At 51.1% G+C, this 21,462-nt stretch carries 15 protein-coding genes and 1 pseudogene; 9 read left to right on the forward strand and 7 right to left on the reverse strand.

The annotated features are described in order from the left end of the window. The first annotated feature begins 330 nt into the window (after positions 1-330). The 5 genes from HHO50_RS16355 (at position 331) to HHO50_RS16375 (ending at position 7,761) form a co-directional block, all read left to right on the forward strand. Positions 331-798, forward strand: a complete 468-nt coding sequence (locus tag HHO50_RS16355; RefSeq protein ID WP_255478782.1) for a c-type cytochrome — start codon at positions 331-333, stop codon at positions 796-798. A gap of 90 nt (positions 799-888) precedes the next feature. Next, positions 889-1,554, forward strand: coding sequence for a DUF1080 domain-containing protein (locus tag HHO50_RS16360; RefSeq protein WP_181307470.1), 666 nt, complete (start codon positions 889-891; stop codon positions 1,552-1,554). A gap of 80 nt (positions 1,555-1,634) precedes the next feature. Continuing rightward, on the forward strand, positions 1,635-2,519 hold the full coding sequence (locus HHO50_RS16365) for a hydroxypyruvate isomerase family protein (RefSeq protein ID WP_181307473.1): 885 nt from the start codon (positions 1,635-1,637) through the stop codon (positions 2,517-2,519). 41 nt (positions 2,520-2,560) lie between these two features. Beyond that, positions 2,561-3,523 carry a sugar phosphate isomerase/epimerase gene (locus HHO50_RS16370; RefSeq protein WP_219921568.1) on the forward strand — a complete coding sequence of 321 codons (963 nt, stop codon included), beginning with the start codon at positions 2,561-2,563 and terminating at the stop codon, positions 3,521-3,523. Positions 3,524-4,338: 815 nt separating this feature from the next. Then, on the forward strand, positions 4,339-7,761 hold the full coding sequence (locus HHO50_RS16375; RefSeq protein WP_181307475.1) for an amidohydrolase family protein: 3,423 nt from the start codon (positions 4,339-4,341) through the stop codon (positions 7,759-7,761). A 707-nt stretch (positions 7,762-8,468) separates the two neighbouring features. Here the strand turns inward: HHO50_RS16375 and HHO50_RS16380 are convergent. Genes HHO50_RS16380 through HHO50_RS21365 form a run of 3 tightly spaced genes read right to left on the reverse strand, consistent with a single transcriptional unit; the run spans position 8,469 to position 13,070 of the window. Beyond that, a complete protein-coding gene (locus HHO50_RS16380) occupies positions 8,469-9,626 on the reverse strand; it encodes a hypothetical protein (protein WP_181307477.1) in 1,158 nt (385 codons plus the stop codon). Positions 9,627-9,645: 19 nt separating this feature from the next. After that, complete coding sequence (locus HHO50_RS16385; RefSeq protein WP_181307479.1) at positions 9,646-10,638, reverse strand: PorP/SprF family type IX secretion system membrane protein; 993 nt, start codon at positions 10,636-10,638, stop codon at positions 9,646-9,648. 5 nt (positions 10,639-10,643) lie between these two features. Further along, positions 10,644-13,070 carry a gliding motility-associated C-terminal domain-containing protein gene (locus HHO50_RS21365; protein WP_255478787.1) on the reverse strand — a complete coding sequence of 809 codons (2,427 nt, stop codon included), beginning with the start codon at positions 13,068-13,070 and terminating at the stop codon, positions 10,644-10,646. A 598-nt stretch (positions 13,071-13,668) separates the two neighbouring features. Here HHO50_RS21365 and HHO50_RS21370 point away from each other — a divergent pair. Beyond that, entirely contained in the window at positions 13,669-13,857 is a 189-nt protein-coding gene (locus HHO50_RS21370; RefSeq protein ID WP_255478788.1) for a hypothetical protein, read from the forward strand. A gap of 428 nt (positions 13,858-14,285) precedes the next feature. On the opposite strand, the pseudogene HHO50_RS21575 reads toward HHO50_RS21370, so the two are convergent. From HHO50_RS21575 to HHO50_RS16400, 3 genes and pseudogenes are all read right to left on the reverse strand, one after another. After that, positions 14,286-14,399: pseudogene (locus HHO50_RS21575) on the reverse strand (putative metal-binding motif-containing protein); the annotation flags it as partial. A 68-nt stretch (positions 14,400-14,467) separates the two neighbouring features. After that, positions 14,468-14,845, reverse strand: coding sequence for a hypothetical protein (locus HHO50_RS16395; protein ID WP_181307483.1), 378 nt, complete (start codon positions 14,843-14,845; stop codon positions 14,468-14,470). 1,492 nt (positions 14,846-16,337) lie between these two features. Further along, positions 16,338-16,478: a hypothetical protein gene (locus HHO50_RS16400; protein ID WP_181307485.1), complete on the reverse strand. Its 141-nt coding sequence runs from the start codon at positions 16,476-16,478 to the stop codon at positions 16,338-16,340. A gap of 104 nt (positions 16,479-16,582) precedes the next feature. Here HHO50_RS16400 and HHO50_RS16405 point away from each other — a divergent pair, with 104 nt between their 5' ends. From HHO50_RS16405 to HHO50_RS16415, 3 genes are all read left to right on the forward strand, one after another. Continuing rightward, a complete protein-coding gene (locus HHO50_RS16405) occupies positions 16,583-17,326 on the forward strand; it encodes an SDR family oxidoreductase (protein ID WP_181307486.1) in 744 nt (247 codons plus the stop codon). A gap of 262 nt (positions 17,327-17,588) precedes the next feature. Continuing rightward, the gene (locus tag HHO50_RS16410) at positions 17,589-18,260 is read left to right on the forward strand and encodes an MCP four helix bundle domain-containing protein (protein WP_181307488.1); all 672 of its coding nucleotides are present in this window, start codon (positions 17,589-17,591) and stop codon (positions 18,258-18,260) included. A gap of 720 nt (positions 18,261-18,980) precedes the next feature. Then, positions 18,981-19,427 (forward strand): hypothetical protein, encoded by a 447-nt coding sequence (locus HHO50_RS16415; protein WP_181307490.1) that lies wholly within the window; start codon positions 18,981-18,983, stop codon positions 19,425-19,427. A gap of 711 nt (positions 19,428-20,138) precedes the next feature. On the opposite strand, the gene HHO50_RS16420 is transcribed toward HHO50_RS16415, so the two are convergent. Further along, positions 20,139-21,452, reverse strand: a complete 1,314-nt coding sequence (locus tag HHO50_RS16420; RefSeq protein ID WP_181307492.1) for a cellulase family glycosylhydrolase — start codon at positions 21,450-21,452, stop codon at positions 20,139-20,141. Positions 21,453-21,462: the final 10 nt, after the last annotated feature.

Raw genomic sequence — 21,462 nt, forward strand, 5'->3', positions numbered from 1 at the left:
GGAGGTCTATTTGTACACTGCCGCCAGCCGCCGTTTTTAGGTTGTTTTTATGAAAACATGCTCTAAACAGCTTCTCAGGATAAATAAGTTTTCTGCGAAGAAGGCGCGCCATTTCCTGCGCTTTGCGAAAGCAGTTGATGGAGAATAAAGAGGTAGCTGAATGAAGTGCCCCAATAATAGTCCATATTTAAGCAGTTTTTCAGAAAACAGGCCTAAAACAGAGATTTTGCCCCTGCCAGAACAATGGCAAAAGTAGTTGCTCTGTTAAACTCTGGCTAGAACCATCTTCAATAACCAAACCTAAAACAAACAGTATTGCGCATTCCCACTATGAAAAAAGTTTTCCTTCTCTTAAGCTGCTGCGCTTTCATGGCCGCCTGTAACAGCAATTCTTCTACCACCAATGAAGGTGCCCTGGAAAGTGCAAGCGCTGATTCTTCTGCGGCCGCGAACATCAGTGCCGCTACCCGCCAGTCTGACGCAGGCACCAGCAGCCTGAACATAGGGACAGACCGTGCCGCGGGCACCGGCATAGATTCGCATGAGAACGGGCCCAAACTGATTGCCCAGTCAGATTGCACCGGTTGCCATAGAGTAGACCAGAAACTAGTGGGCCCCGCCTACCAGGCAGTGGCGGATAAATACGAGAACAACGAAAAAGCTACCCAGTACCTGGCCGGGAAAATCATCAATGGCGGGAGCGGCGTTTGGGGCCCGGTGGCAATGACGCCGCATCCCAACTTAAGCGAAGAAGATGCCAAGCAAATGGCCCAGTACATCCTTTCACTCAAAAAATAAAAAAAGTCAACCATGGTCTTCCAGAAAATTCTCCCGCTTCTAGCAATAGGTGCTTTTTGCGCCTGCACGCCTTCCCCCACTAAAACAGCTATGGATAACAACCAGTCGGCGGGCTCTTCTGCCCAAGCTTCCTTCCGTCCTTTGTTTGACGGGAAAACCACCAAAGGCTGGCACACCTATGGGCAAGCCACGGTAGGCAGGGCCTGGGTGGTAGACAACGGTACCCTGCACCTGAACACCGCCAACAAGAAGAACTGGCAGAAAGGCGACGGCGGGGACATTGTGACAGAGGAAAGCTTCGATAATTTCCACCTGAAACTGGAGTGGAAGATTGCGCCTAAGGGCAACAGCGGCATTATCCTGTTTGTGCAGGATGAACCCGCCAAGTACCCCAACACCTGGAACACCGGCCCCGAGGTGCAGGTACTGGACAACGAGGGCCACCCCGATGCCAAAATCCACAAGCACCGCGCCGGCGATTTGTATGATTTAATCGCCAGCAACCCAGAGACGGTGAAGCCTGCCGGTCAATGGAACCAGGTGGAGATCATCAGTAGCAAGGGCCAGTTGGAGATTAGACAGAACGGCAAAAAAGTAGTCACCACCACCCTCTGGGACGATAACTGGAAAGAGATGGTGGCCGGAAGCAAGTTCAAAAACATGGCTGGTTTCGGGACTTTCAAATCTGGGAAGATTGCCTTGCAAGACCACGGCGATGACGTGTGGTACCGGAACATCATGATCAAGCGGCTGTAGACGGCAGGCCCCGCCTCTTCGGCAAAGCCCGAGAAAGTAAAACGGAAACGGTAACGTGCCCCCATCATTTTGGTACTCTTATGTCAGATAACAATAGAAGAACGGCCATCAAAGGAATATTGGCCACCGCCGCCTTAACCGCCACCGGGTCTTTGTCGGGCTTTGCCCAAAACGAGCAGAAAATGGAAGCCGCCTATTCCCTGAAGGGAAACATCAACCACTCGGTATGCCGCTGGTGTTTCAATGACTTGTCTGTAGAAGAACTGTGCGTGGCCGCCAAGGGAATGGGCCTGAAAGGCATTGACCTGGTAGGCCCTAAAGACTGGCCCATCCTGCAGAAGCACGGCCTGGTTTCCACCATGTGCAACGGCGCCGAAATCAGCCTTACCCAAGGCTGGAACCACCCGCAGTACCACGCCCCGCTTCTGAAGAATTACACAGAGATGATCCCCCTGGTTTCCAAAGCCGGGTACACCAACCTCATCTGCTTCAGCGGTAACCGCAACGGCCTGGATGACGAGACCGGCTTGAAGAACTCAGCAGAAGGCCTGAAAAAGCTGCTGCCTTTGGCCGAGAAACACAAAGTAGTGCTGGTGATGGAGCTCCTGAACAGCAAGGTCAACCACAAAGACTACCAATGTGACCGTACCGCCTGGGGTGCCGAACTGGCCCGGCGGCTGGGTTCTGAGAACTTCAAACTGCTGTATGACATCTACCACATGCAGGTAGACGAAGGCAACGTGATCCAGACCATTCGGGAAAACCATCGCTACATTGCGCATTACCACACGGCCGGGGTGCCGGGCAGGCACGAGATTGATGACACGCAGGAACTCAATTACCCCGCCATCATGCGCGCCATCAAAGCCACCGGTTTCAAAGGCTTCGTGGCGCAGGAATTTATCCCGCAGGCCAAAGACAAATTAGCCTCCCTGAGAAAAGCCGTTCAGATCTGCGATGTCTGATCTGCTCTTCTTCCAGTGAACCGTTTAGAGCTTGTTTAAACATGATGAACAACAGAAGAGCTTTTTTACAGAAGTTCGGGTTACTGTCAGCGGGAGTTGCTTTTGCGCCCTCGCTGCTCACTCCCTGCGATTCTTCGCCCCAAAACACCGGCAGTACCGCCGCCGCCTCGGGCGCGACGGGAGCCAGCGCCGCTGGTGCCGGGAATTCCCGCATCAGCAACATTGGTGTCCAGCTCTACACCCTGCGGGAGCTTTTGCCGAAGGACGTGAAGGGTGTGATTGGGAAAGTGGCGCAGATTGGGTACCAGGACGTAGAAACCTACGACTATTCTCCCCAGACCGGCTACTGGAACCTTGCCCCCAAAGCCTTCAGAGAACTGTTGCAAGCCAATCACCTGGTGTCTACCAGCGGGCACTATGAATTTGGGCAGTACATGAAAGACGGCAACACTGATGTGGTGAAGCGTTACATTGAAGCAGGAAACCTGGTGGGGCATACCCACATTACCGTGCCTTACCTGGACGAGGAACTGCGTGGCTCCGCTGATGGCTACAAAAAAATCGCGGAGAAAATAAACAAGGCCGCCGAACTGTGTAACGCCTCTAACCTGAAGCTGGCCTACCACAACCACGATTTCGAGTTCAAAACCTACGGTGACACCACCGGCTATGACATCCTGCTCAAAGAAACCGACCCTGCCTTGGTAAGTTTTGAGGCCGATTTGTTCTGGATGGAAAGAGCAGGCCACAAACCGGTAGACCTGTTCAACCAGCACAAAGGCCGTTTTGTGATGTGGCACGTAAAGGACATAGACAAGAATTCACCAAGCCTGAACACCGAGATTGGGAGCGGCACCATGGACTACAAAGCCATCTTCGCGCAAGCCCAGACGTCTGGCGTAGACCGCATCTTCGTAGAGCAGGAAAACTTCGCCCCCGGCATGGATCCTTTCCAAAGCCTCAAACAAAGCCATGATTACGTGAAAAACACGTTGCTGGCCTAAGGCTTTCCATTCTTTTAAGCCTTGCCGTTTCAGGCCTGTTTTCCAAAAAGCAGGCCCGAAACGCGTTTGCAAGTTTCTGTTTCCTTCTCATGATTCTCCCATTAGTCAGAAAGCAGTTAAGCCGCAGTTCTGATTGTTGGTGAGAACACCAACAACGGTGGGGAGGAAGTCTTGAGTAAGTTTTAGGGGTACCTCTTGTAGTATGCACCGGTTCATTATGTCCCATACCGTAGAGACAAGGCAACGCCTTGTCTTTGCATTTTCATGAATACGTTGCAGAGGATTGTTCGAATGGATTGCTTTTTGGCCCAGTTTCATTAAAACAGGCCAAAAAGCCTAATTGAAGCTCTGAAAAACGTGAACTCGGCAATAGAGCGATCTGCTCAGTCGAAGAATCTTAGCCACACTTCTTATCTTTCCAGCACGCATTCCGTCCCCCTTTGAAGGGGGTAGGGGGATGATTGCCCGTGCTGATCAGGCATTCCCGAGAATCATCTTTACATGTTTTCTAATATCTGTAGATCGTTCTTTAACCGCCCTTGTCATCCCCCTACCCCCCTTCAAAGGGGGACGGAATGCGTACCCTACTCTATGCAAAGAGCATGTGTCCCAAGGCGGAATTGACGCTTTTAGATGCTTCAGCACGGCCTTCGGCTTCTGTATAGCTCTTGCAATTCCCGTGTTCACGTTAAGAACATCCTGATGTAGGAAAAGTTACAGAGGAATCCTGCGCCAGTACAAAGAAGCTCAGCAACCTATTCAAACAATCCTTATCTTCACAAATCCCAAACTATCAACCTACTAACCCTTTTATTATGAAGCAGTTTTTTACCAGCAACCTTTCTGGCTGGAAGAAACCCGTGTTGCTGCTTTGCACCTTGGGGCTGTTCTCTGAGGCGTCTTTGGCCCAGAACGCACCCGCCCCGGCAAAGAAAGACAGCCCCAAAAAAGAAGAGAAAAAAGACCTGCCTTTAGAAGCGGGCCGCACCATTGACATCAACACCAATGAAGGTTCCTGGCTGTCCTTGGATGTGCATCCCGCCGGAGGTCAGCTCATTTTCAGCATGTTGGGTGATTTATACCTGTTGCCCATGACCGGTGGCAAAGCCGAGCAACTCACCGAAGGCATGGCCCTGGACGTGCAGCCCCGTTTCAGCCCAGACGGAAAGTCCCTTGTGTTCTTGTCTGACCGTGATGGCAATGACAACGTGTGGGTGATGGATCTGGCTACCAAAAAGACCCGCCAGATCAGCAAGAGCAAAAACGAGAACTTTCAGGCCGCCGAGTGGACACCTGATGGCGAATACCTGGTAGTGTCACAGGGTCGCCGTAACCTGAAGCTGCACCTGTACCACAAAGACAGCGGCGGCGGAACGCAACTGATTAAAACGCCGGAAACCCTGAAAACGGTGGAGCCGGCGTTTGGCAAAGACCCGCGCTACATCTGGTATTCGCGCCGCACGGGTGGTTGGAACTACAACGCGCAGTTGCCGCAGTACCAATTAGCCACCCTTGACCGCGAAACCGGGGAAACCGACACCAGAACTTCACGCTACGGTTCGGCATTCTCGCCCACCTTGTCCCCTGACGGTACCCTACTGGTGTACGGAACCCGTTACAACAACGAAACCGGCTTGATTATCCAGAACCTGAAATCTGGTGATGAGAAGTGGCTGGCGTACCCGGTGCAGCGTGATGAGCAGGAATCCATCGCCCCCTTGGGCGTATTACCGGCCATGTCGTTTACGCCAGACAGCAAAGAAGTGGTGGCTTCTTACGGCGGTAAAATCTACCGTATTCCGGTAAGCGGCGGTCAGGCCAAGGAGGTTCCGTTTCAGGTAGATACCAAAATTGCCATCGGGCCGAAACTGGAGTTCAAGTACCCCATCAGCGATGACAAAACCATGAAGGTGACGCAAATCCGCGATGCGGCCATGTCTCCAGATGGCAAGCGTCTGGCGTTTACCGCGCTGGACAGGTTGTACATCACTGATTACCCGAACGGCACACCCAAACGCGTCACCACCAATGATTTTACTGAGGCGCAGCCTGCCTGGTCGCCAGACGGTAAGAGCCTGGCGTTTGTGACCTGGCACGAGAAAACCGGCGGCGCAATCTACAAAGTAGCCGCTACGGGCAAAGGCAAGCCAGAGAAGTTGACCGTGGAGAATTCTGTTTTCCAGGAGCCGGTGTGGTCGCCCAAAGGCGATAAAATCGTGTTCGTGAAAGGCTCGGCGCAGACGTATCGTGAGTCGGCAGGGCCGGGGGCGTTTGATGCACGGCAGACCATTAACTGGATCTCAGCGAAAGGCGGAGCCAGCACGTTTGTGACCAAAGCTAATTTGGGTGCGAACCCGCATTTTGTGCAAGGCGATGACCGCATTTATTTGTACAGCTCATCAGACGGGTTGATCTCCATCCGTTGGGATGGCACCGATAAGAAGCCGTACGTGAAAGTGAAAGGCATTACCACCTTCGGCTCGTACGCCGACATGCTGGAGGAGGAGATGAGCCACAACCACCACCTGAACGAACGTGAGCCGCAGCAACAGGCCTCTACCGCCACTACCATCATCAAAGCGCCTAAAGGCGACAAAGCCCTGGCCTTGATCAACAACGAGATCTACGTGGTAACCATCCCGTTTGTGGGCGGTGAAACGCCCACCATCTCTGTGGCCGACATTGCCAGTTCACAGTTCCCTTCCTGGAAATTGACCGATATTGGTGGTCAATTCCCGAGCTGGTCTGCTGACGGAAAGAGCGTGTACTGGTCTATCGGGAACGCCTTCTTCGCTTACAACATGGATGCCGCCTTCGCCAAGAAACGCGAGATGGAAGCGGCCGAGGAGCTGAAGAAAGATGCCAAACCCGCTACCGAAGTTAAGAAAGACAGCACCGGTGCCAAAGAAGCCCTGAAGATTGAAGGCTATAAGCCGGTAGAAACCAGAATTGCGATTACCGTGCCGCGTGACATCCCCACCGGAAATATCCTGCTGCAAGGTGCCCGCCTCATCACCATGAACGGCGACGAGGTGATTGAAAACGGCGACATCCTGATCCAGGACAACCGCATCAAAGCGGTGGGTGCTTCCGGTACTTTGACTGTTCCGCAGAACGCTACCGTGATGGACGTGAAGGGCAAAACCATTACGCCGGGTTTTGTAGATACCCACGCGCACATGTGGCCCCGTTGGGGCGTGCACTCCAACCAGGTTTGGATTTACGCCGCTAACCTGGCCTACGGTGTCACTACCACCCGCGACCCACAAACCGCCACTACCGACGTACTCACGTACAGCGACATGGTGGAAACCGGCAAGATGATAGGGCCGCGCGTGTACTCTACCGGCCCAGGCGTTGGGTACTGGTCGTATAACCTGAAAAGCTTAGACCACGCCAAAAGTGTGCTGAAGCAATACTCAGATTACTACAACACCAAGACCATTAAAATGTACCTGGTGGGCAATCGCCAGCACCGTCAGTGGATCATCATGGCCGCCAAAGAGCAAGGCCTGATGCCCACGACCGAAGGCGGTCTGGATTTCAAACTGAACCTGACTGAGATTTTGGACGGTTACCCGGGCCACGAGCACTCGTATCCCATCTATCCGCTGTACAAAGACGTGCTGGAGTTTGTGTCTAAGTCACAGATTGCCTACACGCCAACCCTGTTGGTGGCGTACGGCGGGCCTTGGGCCGAGAACTACTACTATGCCACTGAGAACCTGGCGGGTGATAAGAAGCTGAACTACTTCACCCCTAAAGTGGAGTTAGATGAGAAATCGCGTCGCCGCGCGGGTTGGTTCATGAAAGAAGAACACATCTTTGACAAGCACGCCCAGTTTGTAAACCGCTTGGTGAAAGACGGTGGTCTGGCCGGGGTGGGTTCCCACGGACAGCTACAGGGCTTGGGTTACCACTGGGAACTTTGGTCTATCCAATCGGGGGGCATGAAGAACCTGGATGCCTTGAAAGTAGCCACCATCTTAGGCGCGAAATCCCTTGGGTTGGACGGTGATCTAGGTTCTATCCAGAACGGTAAACTGGCGGATTTGGTGATCATGGATCAGAACCCGTTGGAGAACATCCGGAACACCAATTCCATCAAATACGTGATGCGCAACGGCCGTCTCTACGATGCCAATACGCTGGATGAATTAGCGCCAACCAAGAAGAAAGCCCCAGACTTTGACTGGCACAGCGCGCTTCCGCTGGGCGTACCAGGTATTCAGGAATAGATTTCCTTGGAGGTTTAGAAAGGCCCCGCTTGCTTAGCAGGTGGGGCCTTTTGTTTTTAGCCTGTTTTCAGGAAACTGGCCGGTAAACAAATCAAGACCTGATATTAAAGCATTATCTGTTGTGGGGCAGCAAAGAAGTGAGAGTCATTCTGTTATGGTTCTTACGCAAAAAGCACCGCTGATTCGTTTTAGGGCTAGTTTGCGGAAAAGAGGCTTGAAACGGCATTGGCATAGACACTCGTAGGAGCTGCGCGCACTACGAGGTCTTTGCAGTAGGCGGCATTGCGGAAGCAGACCGTAAGAAAGTACTGGCGCGAGACTCTAGTCTCGTGACAAAGGATGAAGCGAGTCTCCAGACTCGCCGGCAACCACCGGCAGTTTTGTCTAAGAGCTTGTTTAAATTTCATCTTTGCGCTACAAACGACCATAAAAAGAACCTGCGTTCTCCTTTTTCTCGCACCGTAGCGCTGCTACGCTGCTCAAAAAACGCTTCCGCAGAACCTTTCTCTGGCCGTTTTCGCCAGCAAACCTCAAATTTAAACAAGCTCTAATGACTTAGTTGCGTTTCTTGCCTCTTTTAGCCAAAACAGCGCAGAAACGCTTTCGCGCCATCCATTATTTTTCAGCGCAAGAAAGAACCTACTCTTGGCCATAAAAAAGGGAGGCTTCTGTCATGAAGCCTCCCTTTTAGAATTGGTGGTGTGCTGTTATTTAGAGTGCAGGTGCACTTCCACTTTGCGGAAGTCTGGGCCTTCGCTGCCCAGGACATCGCTGGCGGTTTCTACCTTGAACTGACGGGTTCCGTGGTACCGTTGGAGGTACTTTCTGAGGAACTCGGCCCGTTGGCGGGCTACCCTGCTTTTGGCTTGGTCTGGGCCTACGCTGTCAGAATACCCTTTCACCCACAGGGAAGCGTTGTCGGGTTGCTGCGCGAGGAAGGTGTCCAGAGATGCGGCCTGTTCTGGAGATAAGAACACTTCATTGAAGCCGAAACCCAGCGTTATTTCAGTGGGCGCGGGAGTTGGGGCTGCCGGTGCTACAGGGACTTCTTCCACTGCCGCAGGCGTCTCCTGGACGGGAGCGGGCTCGGTGAGGTAAACGGTAGAAAGGCCGTCTGGCGTGCGGGTGATCCACATTTCTGTGTTTCCTTTCCGTTTGTAGGCCGAGGTGAAGGCGTTTTCCTTGTTTATGCTGTTTCCTGCTTTCAGGGGCTGGCCGGTGGGCTTAGAGTCCTTGTCCAGGGGCATGGAATACACGTAGGCCTGCTCGCCAGCTTTCTGCGAGAAGTACAGCGAATCGTTCACCACGTAAGGGGAGAATTCTGCCTGGCGGGTGTTGAGGGGCGCACCTACGTTGGCCAGTTTAGACCATTTGCCGTTTTCCCACTTGCTCAGGTAAAGATCTTCGTAGCCTTTGGTGTTGCGCAGATCTGCCGTGATCAAAAGCGTGTTCTGGTCTGGCGACAGATAGGAACCTAAGTTGTACGAATGGTTCTTGAGCTTAGGAAACGGTTTTTCGCCTATTTTCTGGAAAGTGCTGCCATCCCAGCGGTAAGTGGCAATCTTCTCCTCGTTCCGGCCGGTTTTCTGATAGATGTACAGTTCGTCACCGGCGGCATTAGACCCAATCAAGGCATTCACCGCGCCGGTGTTCAGGACGGGTTCTTTCTGGTAAGAAGACTGGTCGCCGCGCTTTTCAGAGTAGAGGTACTGCCCGTCTCCGGTTTTCACGGCATAAATCATTAAATCCTGGCCTACCAAAAAAACATCGGCGATTTGCTCCCGGGTTTCTTTGATAGGGCTTTGGGCGCGGGTCACTGCTGCGGTAGACAGAAGGAGGGCAATTGTGTAAAAGGTTCTTTTCATTCTTTCTGAAAAATTCTGGTTACCACATAGTTACTTTTCTTCCCATTTTAGGGTATTTGGCCGGAATCAGGTTGTACGTCACCATGAACTCACTGGTGTTTTTGCCAATCAGGTGGGCATCGCCGGTAGGCATCTCGTGCACGTACCCCACCCGGAACTGATTCAGTCTTACGCCGGCGTTCAGCGTGTAGGCCAGGTTATGCCGGTAACCGCCACCCACCCAGAAGATATTCTGGAACACGGCTTTGGCCTGTACTTCGGTGGTTTCTTTCTGCTTGCTGTCATAGCGGAAGATTCCGTTTGCCACCAAGCCTACCTGCTCTGATACCGCGGTGCGGTACCCCACTTGGGCTACGTGTTGCATGGTGTAGGTTCCGTCCATGAATTCATCTCCGGAGGAAATTCCGCCTTTGGTGGCATCCTGCAAGGCATACCCGGCATAGAAGTTTTCGCCGGTCAGCATCACACCCAGATTCACGTCCAGCTTGTTTACCCGGTTCTCATTGCCCAGGTAATTGGCGAACTCCTGGTCATTGGCTTGGTCTAGCACCAGCTTGTTGCCGTTCATGCGCTGGATGCCATAGGTAAGGGCCGCTCCGGCCCGAAGGCTCAGGCTTTCAGAAAGCCGGATGCGGGAACCGTAGCTCAGGTTTACCTGGGTTTCTACAAACGGCCCGAACGAATCATGTAGCAAAGAAAGACCCCAGGCGTGCTTGGCACCGGCCTGGCGGCTGTAGGCATCGGTCTCCTGGGTTTTGAGCACGTCAGTTTTCCGCCAGGCGGAGATATCTGCCTGGTCTAACTCAACGGAGGCGAAGAGGGTGCGCGGCGCATCTTCAAAGCCCGTCCACTGGTCGCGGTAAAAGGTCTTCACCATGGAGCCTTCATAGCCCGTCAGGGCCGGGTTGAAGTACTGCTGGAACAGGGAGAAGTTGGCAATGTGTTTCCGGCTCTGGGCGGAAGCGCCCAGAGCAGAAAGCAGTAAACAAATGGATATGGTCAACTTTTTCATTTTCGTTATTTCTTAAGGATTGTCACGGTACCTTTCTTCACATAGTTGATGTCTTTCACGTGGATGATGTACAGGTAAGGCCCTGCCAACACATCGCCGTGCTGGTTGCGTCCGTTCCAGCCCTGCTCAGGATTGGTGGTTTGGAAAAGGCGTACACCGGAGCGGTCAAATACTTGTACTTCTATGTTATTGTAGAACTTCAATTCCGGCACAGTCCAGGTATCGTTCACGCCATCGCCGTTAGGGGAGAAGGCATTCACTATTTTAAGGTCTACCGTGGCCACGTTGTAGCCTTCTTTGGTAAGGGTGAAGGTTTTCTCAAACGTGTTGTTGTACGGGTCTACCGTTCTCACTCTAATGGAGAAGGATGTTTTGCCGGACAAGCCTTTGTTTGATTTCAGGAACAGTTGGTTTCCGTCTATCTCAAACAGCGCGTTGTCTGTGCTGCCTGCGCCCGTTACCAGTTCATACAAGTGTTGGTTCTCGGGCTGGTTGTCAAGCGGATCATCCACGTCGGTAGCGGTCAAAGTCCCGATGGCCTGATCTGGTGTAATGCTAGGCTGGAAAGATGCTTTGCTCAACGTGATGTTGGTAGGAGCCTGGTTTGGCATAACACGCACTGTCCATTTCACGTCCACGTTGTTCACGTTAGACCGGTCTGAAGGCGTGGTAAGCGCTCCCGTGAGTTCATAGTCTCCGCTTTCCAACCCGTTATAGGTTCCCTGTTGCCAGGTGACGGGCACTTGCACTACGTTGCCGTCAGTAAAGGTCACCGCTACGGTAGCAGGCTTGTTCACCTTAGCGAAGGTAGTCCGGATAGGCACCTCTAACGTGGCGGGTCTGGCCGCAGAAACCGCATTCGGCTTCACGATTACCAGTTGCGTGGCGGTAGCCGTATTGCCCGAGGCATCAGTCACAGTCCAGGTGACGGTGGTGGTGCCGGTTGGGTACTCAGCAGGAGCATTGTTGGTGACCAACGCTACAGAACAATTATCTGCCGTTACCGGAGTACCTAATGCTACATTGGAGGCCGTTGTTTTGCCTGGGTCAACCGTTGCCGTCACCGCTGCGGGAGCTGTAATGGTGGGGTTGATTTTGTCTTCTACCGTTACAGTAGCCGTAGCCGTAGACTTGTTGCCATGAACATCGGTCACGGTTAAGGTAACGGTGGTAGCGCCTACGTTAGAGCAATCAAAGCTGGTTTTGTCTAAGCTATAGCCGTTCTCAGCAATTGAGCAGTTGTCCGTAGAGTTGTTATTTACGTCAGCTGCCGCGATGGTCACGGTGCCAGACGCGTTTAGTTGAACCGTAATGTTCTTCGCTTTTGCTACTGGTGCAACTTTGTCTTCTACTGTTACGGTGGCAGTGGCGGTATGTGTGTTGCCGCTCTTATCCGTCACGGTGAGAATCACGGTGTTGGTACCTACATTGGCACAGGTGAAGCTGAGCTTGTCAAGGGCAATGGTGGTGATGCCGCAGTTATCAGTAGAATTGTTGTTTACCTGATCTGCCGTGATGGAGGCATTGCCAGTTGCATCTAGTTGAACCGTGATGTTCTTGGCAATGGCTGTAGGTGCTACTTTGTCCTCTACGGTAACTGTGGCGGTGGCGGTATGGGTGTTGCCGCTTGCGTCTGTGACGGTTAATGTCACTGTGTTTTCGCCTAAGTTGTTGCAGCCAAAAGTTAACTTGGAAAGGGCCAGCGTTACTGATCCACACAAGTCAGAAGAACCGTTATTCACCATTTCTGGGGTAATCACGGCTTCTCCGTTGGCCGCCATTTGCACGGTAATGTTCTTCGCAACCGCAATTGGAGCGGTTTTGTCTTCTACTGTTACTGTTGCTGTTTTGCTTTCTACGTTGCCATTTACGTCAGTTACGGTTAACGTAACTGTGTTGGCTCCCACATTAGAACAGTTAAAGCTGGTTTTGTTTAAGCTATACCCATTTTCAGGAATTGAACAGTTGTCAGTAGAGCCGTTGTTGATCTGAGCCGGTGTGATAGTTGCGGCACCATTGGCATCTAGCTGAACCGTAATGTTCTGGGTTACAACTGTTGGCTTCTGCGTATCTGTAACGGTTACAGCAAAGCTGGTGGTAGAGGTGTTTCCAGCGGCGTCAGTTGCCACGAAGGTGTTGGTAGTGGTACCAACCGGGAATAAGGAACCTGAAGCAAGACCGGCGGTTTGGGTAACTGTCACTGGGGTTGTGGCTGCATTCCCAATCCCCCAAGTAACACTTGTAGGGTTGGAAGCAGAGATGTTCCACCCGTCATACCCATTCTCAAAGCTTCCGTTGACAAGGCTGCTGCCAGTCACTTTTACATTATCTAATAGAATATCAATATAATGAGAAGGATTAGCCACATCTACCATCTCTAATCTTACTGATCTTCCAGCAAACTCTGAGATATCAAAGTTAAGATTGGTCATTGGTATTGCAGCAGGGGTATTAGGTGAGCTTATAGAGTAAATCGTGCGCAGAATAGCATTACTACCAGGATCCCTTAGTCGAACTGATAAGTTTTGCCCATTAATCGTTGATCCTGTATGGTTTTTATACTGAAAGTCAAAGGAAAGGCTTATAGGGCCTGAGGCTGGCAGCACAATGTCTTGATATAACCTAGCGGTACTTGAATTACTAACTAGGTATACAGCCATGTTCTTCCCATCAGTTGGGTTGAAGGTTATTGGTAAACCTGGGGAGATTTGACTCTTTAGCACTTTGCTCAAATAATCATACAACCGTCCTCCCTGAGAAAGTGTATGAACTGCATTAGGATCATTCACACGACAGTTATCTGTAGCTGTTGGGGCTGGATAAGTAACAACGGCACCACACTTATCAAGATCATTATTTTTTGCAACAGGAGCAGTTGCTGCAAATACTGGTTTGGTAACATCTTTCACCTCTACAGTTTGGGTTTGGGAAGAAGTATTGCCAGCGGCATCTGTATATATCCAAGTAATGGTATAGTTTCCTTGTGCAGTATAGGAGAGAGGGGCTGCTGTTGTTCCAGTAATTTCACCTGTGACATTATCATTGGCTTTGGGTGCCGTTGCTGCAGCAGAGCATTCACCGGTGATTGCGGGCAAAGTGGCTAAAACAGGAACTGGTGCCTCGGTGTCATTTACCGTTACCGTAAATGTTTTCGTGTCTGCGTTGCAACTGTTGGTTGCCGTTGCGGTTACCGTTGTGGTGCCTGCCGGGAAAAAGTAAGGAGACGTAACTGCTACACCGTTGATTGTATAGGTGATTGCTGGGTTTGGTGTTCCTGTAGCCGTAGCTGTAAAGGAAACAGTGGCACCCGCTCTACCTGCTTCTGTTGTAGTCACAATGTTTTCTGGTGCTGTAATGGAAGCCGAAGCATTCACCGTCACTTTGGCAGAGCCGGTAACTGAGGTGGCAGCGCACAGCGCATCTGAGACAGCCGTCAAAGAATAGGTTGTTGTGGCTGTTGGGTTAACTGAAACGGTGTAAGGGGAAGTTGATATGCCGTTTACGGTTACAGGGGTAGTTCCGTCTGTATAGGTGATGCTCCATGGGGCTGTACCTGTCAGGTTGAAAGTAAGGGTTGTCGATTGGCCTGCACAGGTAGTATTGCTGCCGCTTAAAATGCCTGTTGGCCTAGTTAATACTACACCGTCGCAGTTGCGGTCAATACCGTCGCATAAATCTGTAGCTCCTGGGTTGAAAGAAGCATCATTATCATTGCAGTCTCCGCCACGCAGTACATAACCTACTGGGGGAGTTAAAGCCATTGCGCTTACAGCAGAATTACCATAACCATCTGCATCAGAGTCTTGATAGTAGGTTGCAGAGAGTACCGTTATGATCGCTTTCCCATTGCCTGTATTGACACCGGCCAAATTATTCTGGTTGGTGCCTGCATTGTATGAGCCGCCGCCGCCGCCGTTGCCTGGGTAATGATAGGAACCACCGCCGCCGGAGTAGCCGCCGCCGCCGCCACCGCCTGCGTTTCCGCCAGCGCCGCCGCCGCCAAAGCCCCCTTCCGCACTGCAGCCTGTTCCTCCTGCGCCACCTGTGATAAAGGCCTGACCGGGCCCTCCGCAAGATCCATCCTGACCTGCAGTAAAGAACCCACCTCCATTACCCGCGTGAGGGTCACCGGTTGGGCTATTTTGTGCTCCATTGCCATCTGTGCCCCCTGCTCCAAATAAAGTTGGTGAATAAGTGCTGTTTCCATCAAAGCCAGAGGTAGAGGCTGAGGCGTGTATATTGCCATTAGGGGAGCCTACGTTTCCGCCGCCGCCTCCAGAAACAACTAACGGAATATTATCATCCGTTGCTACAAAGGTACCTCCGCCGCCACCTGAACCATGATGTTGGTTGAAGTCTCCTGCAAAGGAGGTGGCGCCTTGTTGCCCTACTAGAACTTTCAGGGTTTGACCAGGTTGTACATTGAATTCTCCCTTCATTCTGGCTCCCAAGCCACCGTTATTACCACCTTGTGCCCCAAAGGTTTCAATTGAAATCCTGGTTACACCAGCAGGGACGGTATAGGTTTGGATTTTCCCTGTGTAAGTAAGTTCAGTTGTCTGTCCTTTACTCGTGAAAGAAATTCCCAAAAGCAAGATGGGAACCATCCATCGCAAGAGCGTTTTGGATTTCGATCTTTCAAAGATTAATGTTTGCCACCAATGTGTTGTTGGTGGTGCGTAAAAGTGTTTCATTTTTAACAATTGATTAAGCTTGAAATATTTGACTTGGGTTTTGTTTCAACAAGTTTGCAGCAGACATGCTTCTCCAAGAGAAATTCATGTTGCTGCCGCTAAAACCATGTAGAGAAATCGGCATCACAAGTACTAGCTGGATGGAGTAAGTATGATGGAGTAGAAGGGCAAAGACCTTCTCAAGTGAGACTTGGAAAAGGCATGCCGTATACTTTCACTCTTTTGGGAAGAGTTAATAGTAAAGGTTTTCATAAAGGGTTGGGTAGTAAAGTTGGATTATATAACCTGTGCTTAATTTGGAATTACTGTTTTAGGGTCTGTTGATGGCTGTTCTCTTCTGTCGGTTCCGTTTCTATTGCCGTCTATAAGTGGTTGATAGTAAAAAATACAAGTAATAGTAAATTATAAAGTTGCTGCCGATGAGTTGCTTCACTAGGTATCTACATGGGTAGAGTTGGATCTGGCGCACTGCTTTGTTTTTTAATAACTGGTAGAGTAAGCTCTGGGGGAGATGCTTGCTTTGTAAAGTTTCTGAGGGGGGACTAGGAACTATTAACAATGCAAAGTTTATGGATAATTTAATAAATACAACAAGTATAAAAAAATACTTTAAAAGTAACCATAACAACTACTTTTAATTATAATAGTGCAAATTATATAGATGAGGATGTTTGGAATGTTGCTTTGCGTAGTACAAAACAACATTTCAAATATTTTCTTACCCATAGACGTGTTCTTGTTCGTGAAAGCAATTCTAGTTAGTCTATTTGCTTTAAAAAATGATAGATGTCAGCTTTTAGAAGAAGTAGATTTTGTGGAAAGTAAAATATGAATTTTAGTATATAAGGTTGAATGGGGCGCTGGTGTGGGGTAAGGCAGAAAGTAGCCTTCCGTATCTCAAGTGAGTAACCCTGCTGTTGGCGCATTTCCCTGCAGCCAATGGGCAGGCAATCTGTTCCATGTGCAGGCCGTGCAAGCCTATGAGCCTGCCTGTTTTCTATCTTGCTAGCGGGTGTGCAGCACTACAGAAGAATCCATTTTCAGTTCGTTTTCCCTAAAACCGCCTGAAAACCAATCAGCTAGATAAAAGGCGGGCGTATGTTGGTCAAAGGAGGGAGTGGCTTTTGCGTTTTCCTTTATGTCCATTACGCAAACGTACTTTGGAGGAGCAGGGCATCAAACAAAACCCCGTCTGCGGCTAATGAGTAAAGATAGGTACATCTTTGATCAAATAATCTCAGGCAGAAAGAATGAAATTAGCGGGAAACACAGTACTGGTCACCGGAGGCGCCTCAGGAATTGGGTTGGCCCTTGCCGAACGGTTTTTAAAGGCGGGGAGCACCGTCATTGTCTGTGGCCGACGCGAGGACAAACTGAAGGAGGCGCGGCAGAAACATCCCGGTTTGCATACCAGGGTGTGTGACGTGGCGCAAGAGGCAGAGCGGCTAACGCTGGCAGAATGGGCTACCAAGGAGTTTCCGGGGCTCAACGTGCTGGTGAACAATGCCGGTATTCAGCGGCGGGTAAACCTGGTAGACGAGCAGGAGGCGTGGGGCAAGACGCAGCAGGAAATAGCCATCAACCTGGAGGCACCCATTCACCTGTGCAGTTTGTTTGTGCCGCACCTGCGTGAGCAGCCCACCGCAGCCATTGTGAACGTCACCTCTGGATTAGCCTTTACGCCCGCCGTCTTTGCGCCGGTGTATTGCGCCACCAAAGCGGCCTTGCACTCCTTTACCATGTCTCTGCGGTATCTGCTTTCCAAGACCAGCGTGGAAGTGGTGGAGATAGTGCCGCCCGCCGTGAATACAGCGTTAGGCGGAACGGGTTTGCACACCTTCGGGGCCCCTCTGGATGAGTTCGCAGATTCGGTGATGGGGCGCATGGACAGCGGTGAGCTGGAAGTTGGTTTCGGAACCTCAGAGGTGAGGCGCAATGCCTCCAGAGAAGAGAACGATGCCTTCTTCCAGGAGATGAATTCCAGATGGGCATAAGCTGTGTTTAGGGCCTGTTTTCAGGAAAACAGGCCTTAAACACTTTTCTCGTTCCATTTTCGTCTCGGCTTCGTTAAACGGCTTCGGCCTAAAGCCGGAGCTGGCGAGAAGAAATGAGGTAAGTTGCTAGTATTTAACGGGTAAGTTTTGTAACTTCAATGCAGGGCGAAGCCTTGTTCTTCTCTGCTGTCATAGCCGCAAGAGATTGCTTTCTGTAAGTACTTCCCCTATCCTGATTTTCTAATCCTTTACTTTCTATAAGATGAGATGGGTATATAGTGTTAAGCATAAAACAAAGGCCGCGCTTCTGTTGGCCGTGGTGTTGGTATTGGTGCTGGCCAAAAACATGATGGACAGTAAGAATGTGACAAAACTAGGTTCTTCCTTTGCCGCCGTGTACGAAGACAGGCTGTTGGTGGAGAGCTACATTTACCAGCTTTCGGGGCACCTGTACCAGAAGAAGATGCTGGTAGACAATAGCTTCTATGCTGAAACCGACCATGGTCTGCTGCCAGAGAAGCTGATGGGAAACAATTCGGCCATCTTGGGGCTGCTGGAAAAATATGAGAAGACCGAGTTAACCAGAGATGAGGCCCGGTACTTTAGTGCTTTCAAGCAAAACCTGCAGGAGCTAAGGGCCCTGGAAAACCAATTCGTGCTTCAGCCAGCAGTAGGGCAGGAACGGCTACAGGCCAAAAACCTGATGGATGCCCAATACAGAGAAGCGGCCAGCCATTTAAACTATCTGTCGCATATTCAGGTGGCAGAGGGGAAGCGACTCAATGAGCAGTCTAAGCAGATCATAGCCGGTTCTGCCATTCTCACGCAATTTGAGTTTGCCCTCATCATTGCTATAGGTGTCATGATTCAGATGCTGGTGTTCGCCTCCAAATCAAAACTCTCTAAGTTTCCGCAGAACCCCATGCTAAACTAACGGTTGGCCAGGTGCATGCGTGTAAGCCGAAGCCAAAAACGTTTCTGCTGAAGCATGGCAGAAATGCGGGATAACCAGCAAAGGGAGCATGTCTTTCACTTGAACCATGCTAACCTTGCAAGGGAACTTTTGCTAAAGGTGCTGTTAGGGATTGATAAACTTGAAAGAGCAAGAAAGTAACCTTGAGCCACGGAAGTAAGTAGCAGGACAAATGAAGCTAAGTACGGAGACAGCATTACGTTATACTATTTGTCTTCCTTAAAGGATCTGGTGGGCGAACTAGAATAGCTTTGATGGAGCGCTATTGCCGTTCGCAACCAAGATCCTTCCAGGAGGAAGACAAAAGAGTAGGACAAACTAATTTTTCCGCGTACTTATCTCTTTTGTTTTCCTTAAAGAATCTGGTGGGCGAATCGGGAATAAACGCCCTTGCCCTCCGCCACCCAAATCCTTGCAGGAGGACAGGGAGCAGAGAAGAGAAAATTATTTCTGTCCGAATACTTAAATCCGCGGCATTGTCAGGTCATTAAGAACAGCTTCTGTTTTTTCGCTTCTAAGGGGTCAAAGCGTTTTGTAGATAATGCAATTATTCTGAAGAAAGTGGGAATTGTAAACCTTCTTAATAGTAAGGACAGGAACTCCTGCTAACTTTTTCTTATCTTGTAGGTGCGGGCGGCTACAACCAGTGGTTTCCCGGCCTTTATTTTTTACATGTTGAGTATGAAAAACACGATTCCGGTAGTTTTGGCTGCCTCTCTGTTCTGCTTTGCAAGTTGCTCTAAAACCAATGATACAACTGCTGCAGAGAACAATAAAACGCAAAATACGGCCTTGCCGGTGAATTCCCCTACCGTAAACACCACCACGCCTGTTATGACCCAGCCGACGCCTGCGGGACAACCGGCGCAAGCGTCACAGCCAGTGGTTGCCGCCGGTTTAAACCCGGCACACGGCCAGCCCGGCCACCGCTGTGATATTCAGGTGGGCGCACCCTTGAACTCGCCCCCCCAGACAACTGCCACCCCCGGTGCTGCTCCCGCGGGCTTACCGCCCGCGCCCGTTCTTCCGTCTGCGCCACCTATCTCTACCGCCAAGGGGTTGAACCCACCGCACGGACAACCCGGCCATGACTGCAGTATTGCCGTAGGCGCTCCTTTGAAAAAATAACTTTAGAATGCGCAGGCAATCCCTGAGTGCTTCTGCTTTCATTACCTGGCCTTCCGCAGAAAGTACCGTAGAAGGTGATGCGTTTTGGGCCTATTTTTCGGAAAACAGACCCAAAACGCAGAAACCGGAGTTATTGGATATTGGTTGAGACCAGGCACTGCCTTGTCTCGGGCACGTATTGCTTTCTGCGGTTGGTTTTTCCCGCGGGGGCAGACATCCTCCCTTCGCCCCAGCGTTTTGGGGCTGGTTTGCGGAAAACGGGCTCTAAACGGCATTGGCCCAGACGCTCGCAGGTCTAAGGACGCTATGAGGTCTTTGGCGCAGACGGCATCGCGGAAGCAGGCTTTAGAAAACGTGAACTCGGGAATTAAAGGGATACGATAATCCATTTTGTTTCCATTGTTTGCCTTTCTACTAGGCTGTACACGCATTCCGTCCCCCTTGGAAGGGGGTAGGGGGATGCCAAAGGCGGAAGAGGGCGGAAATCCGCCTGTCCAATGGTACATCCTCCCCCTCTTGGAGCTTCCAAAATGCCGTATTCAGCACGAGTAATCATCCCCCTACCCCCTTCCAAGGGGGACGGAAGGCGTGAGAATTTCCGAGTTCACGTTAGAAAGTAAACTGGCGCGAGACTCCGGTCTCGTGCCATGGGATGAAGCGAGTCTCCAGACTCGCCGGGGCTCTCCATTGATGCTCTCCTGCAAAGGTGGGTTACTGCTTCTTTTTCTTCGCCGCTTTCTTTACCGCTTTGGTGTACCTGGCAATAAGCGGCATGGTGCTGTCTGTGTCAAAAACAGAATTGAGGCCTTGTTCTTCCTGCGGAGGATCTCCCATGAGGTCATCGCCGGGTTTCCAGAAATGGCGCGCTGGGTTAGGCCGGGCGGTTCCGCTGAAGCCCCAGAAATTGGCTCCGGCCAAGGCGTCTTTCTCTTTCGCGCTGGTGAGTACCCGCTCAAACACGTGCCGGTAATACTTGTTACGGGCAGAGGTAGGATCAGTAAGGTTGTATTGGTGGTGATCTCGCGGTAACCCGAATTCTTCCATCACAATCGGCTTTTTCTGTTCGCGGGCGAAGGCGATGTGCCGATCCATGTACTGGTCTGTCTTGGCGACGGCAGAATCTACCGTGCCGGGGATGTTCTTGATGTCCAGCCAGCCCCAGTTTTTCGGCCAGATGTGCATGGTCAAGTAATCAATGTTAGGGTCAGTGTGCACTTGCTTGAACACGTCTATGGAAGCCTCAGAGCCGTGCGAGCCTTCTGAGCCGGTAGAAACCAGGTGGTTTTTGTCTAAGGATTTGATTAATGCGGCAGTGCTTTTAATCCATTTATCATAAGCCGGTACGTTGGCCATGGAGAAAGCGCGGGGCTCGTTCGCAATCTGCCAAGCCATGATCACCGGGTCTTCGGTGTACTTTTTGTTTGTGAACTGATTTGTGCGGCTTAGCATATAGGTAATATGATCAGCAAATTGCTGCTTACAGGGGGCGCATTGGTGGAACTGGCCTACATAGCGCATGAAACCAGCCCAGTCATTGTTGTTCGCCAGCGCGTAGGGGATGGGGCCGTAGCCGTTCCAGTTCAGGTACTGCCCGTACCCACCCGACCATTCCCAGGAGTTGTTCAGGTACAGCACGGCTTTCATATCGCGTTTGGCCATTTCGGCTAACAGGAAGTCAAGCCCGGCCAGCAGCGTGTCATTGTACACGCCCGGTGACATCTGTAACCCCGGTGAGACGCGGTAAGGCTGATTGTTCGGGCCTTCGGCACCGGCCAGAATACGCAGGTTGGTTGCGCCCGTTTTCTTCAGCATATCCAATTCTTTGGTTAGTCTAACGCGGTCACCGCCTTGGCCGGTAGAACCCAGCAAACCACCGTACCAGTAATTGGTGCCCACATAGTAGTAAGGCTTGCCGTCTAAGGTGAACAGGTGGCCGTCTGTTTCCACAAAGCCAATTGCCTTCTGGGCGTAAAGCTGGGAAAAGGAAGTACACAGCAGGGCGAGAAGAAGATAGAGTTTTTTCATATACTTTCAA

The organism is Rufibacter sp. XAAS-G3-1, from assembly GCF_013623775.1.
Taxonomy (GTDB): Bacteria; Bacteroidota; Bacteroidia; order Cytophagales; family Hymenobacteraceae; genus Nibribacter.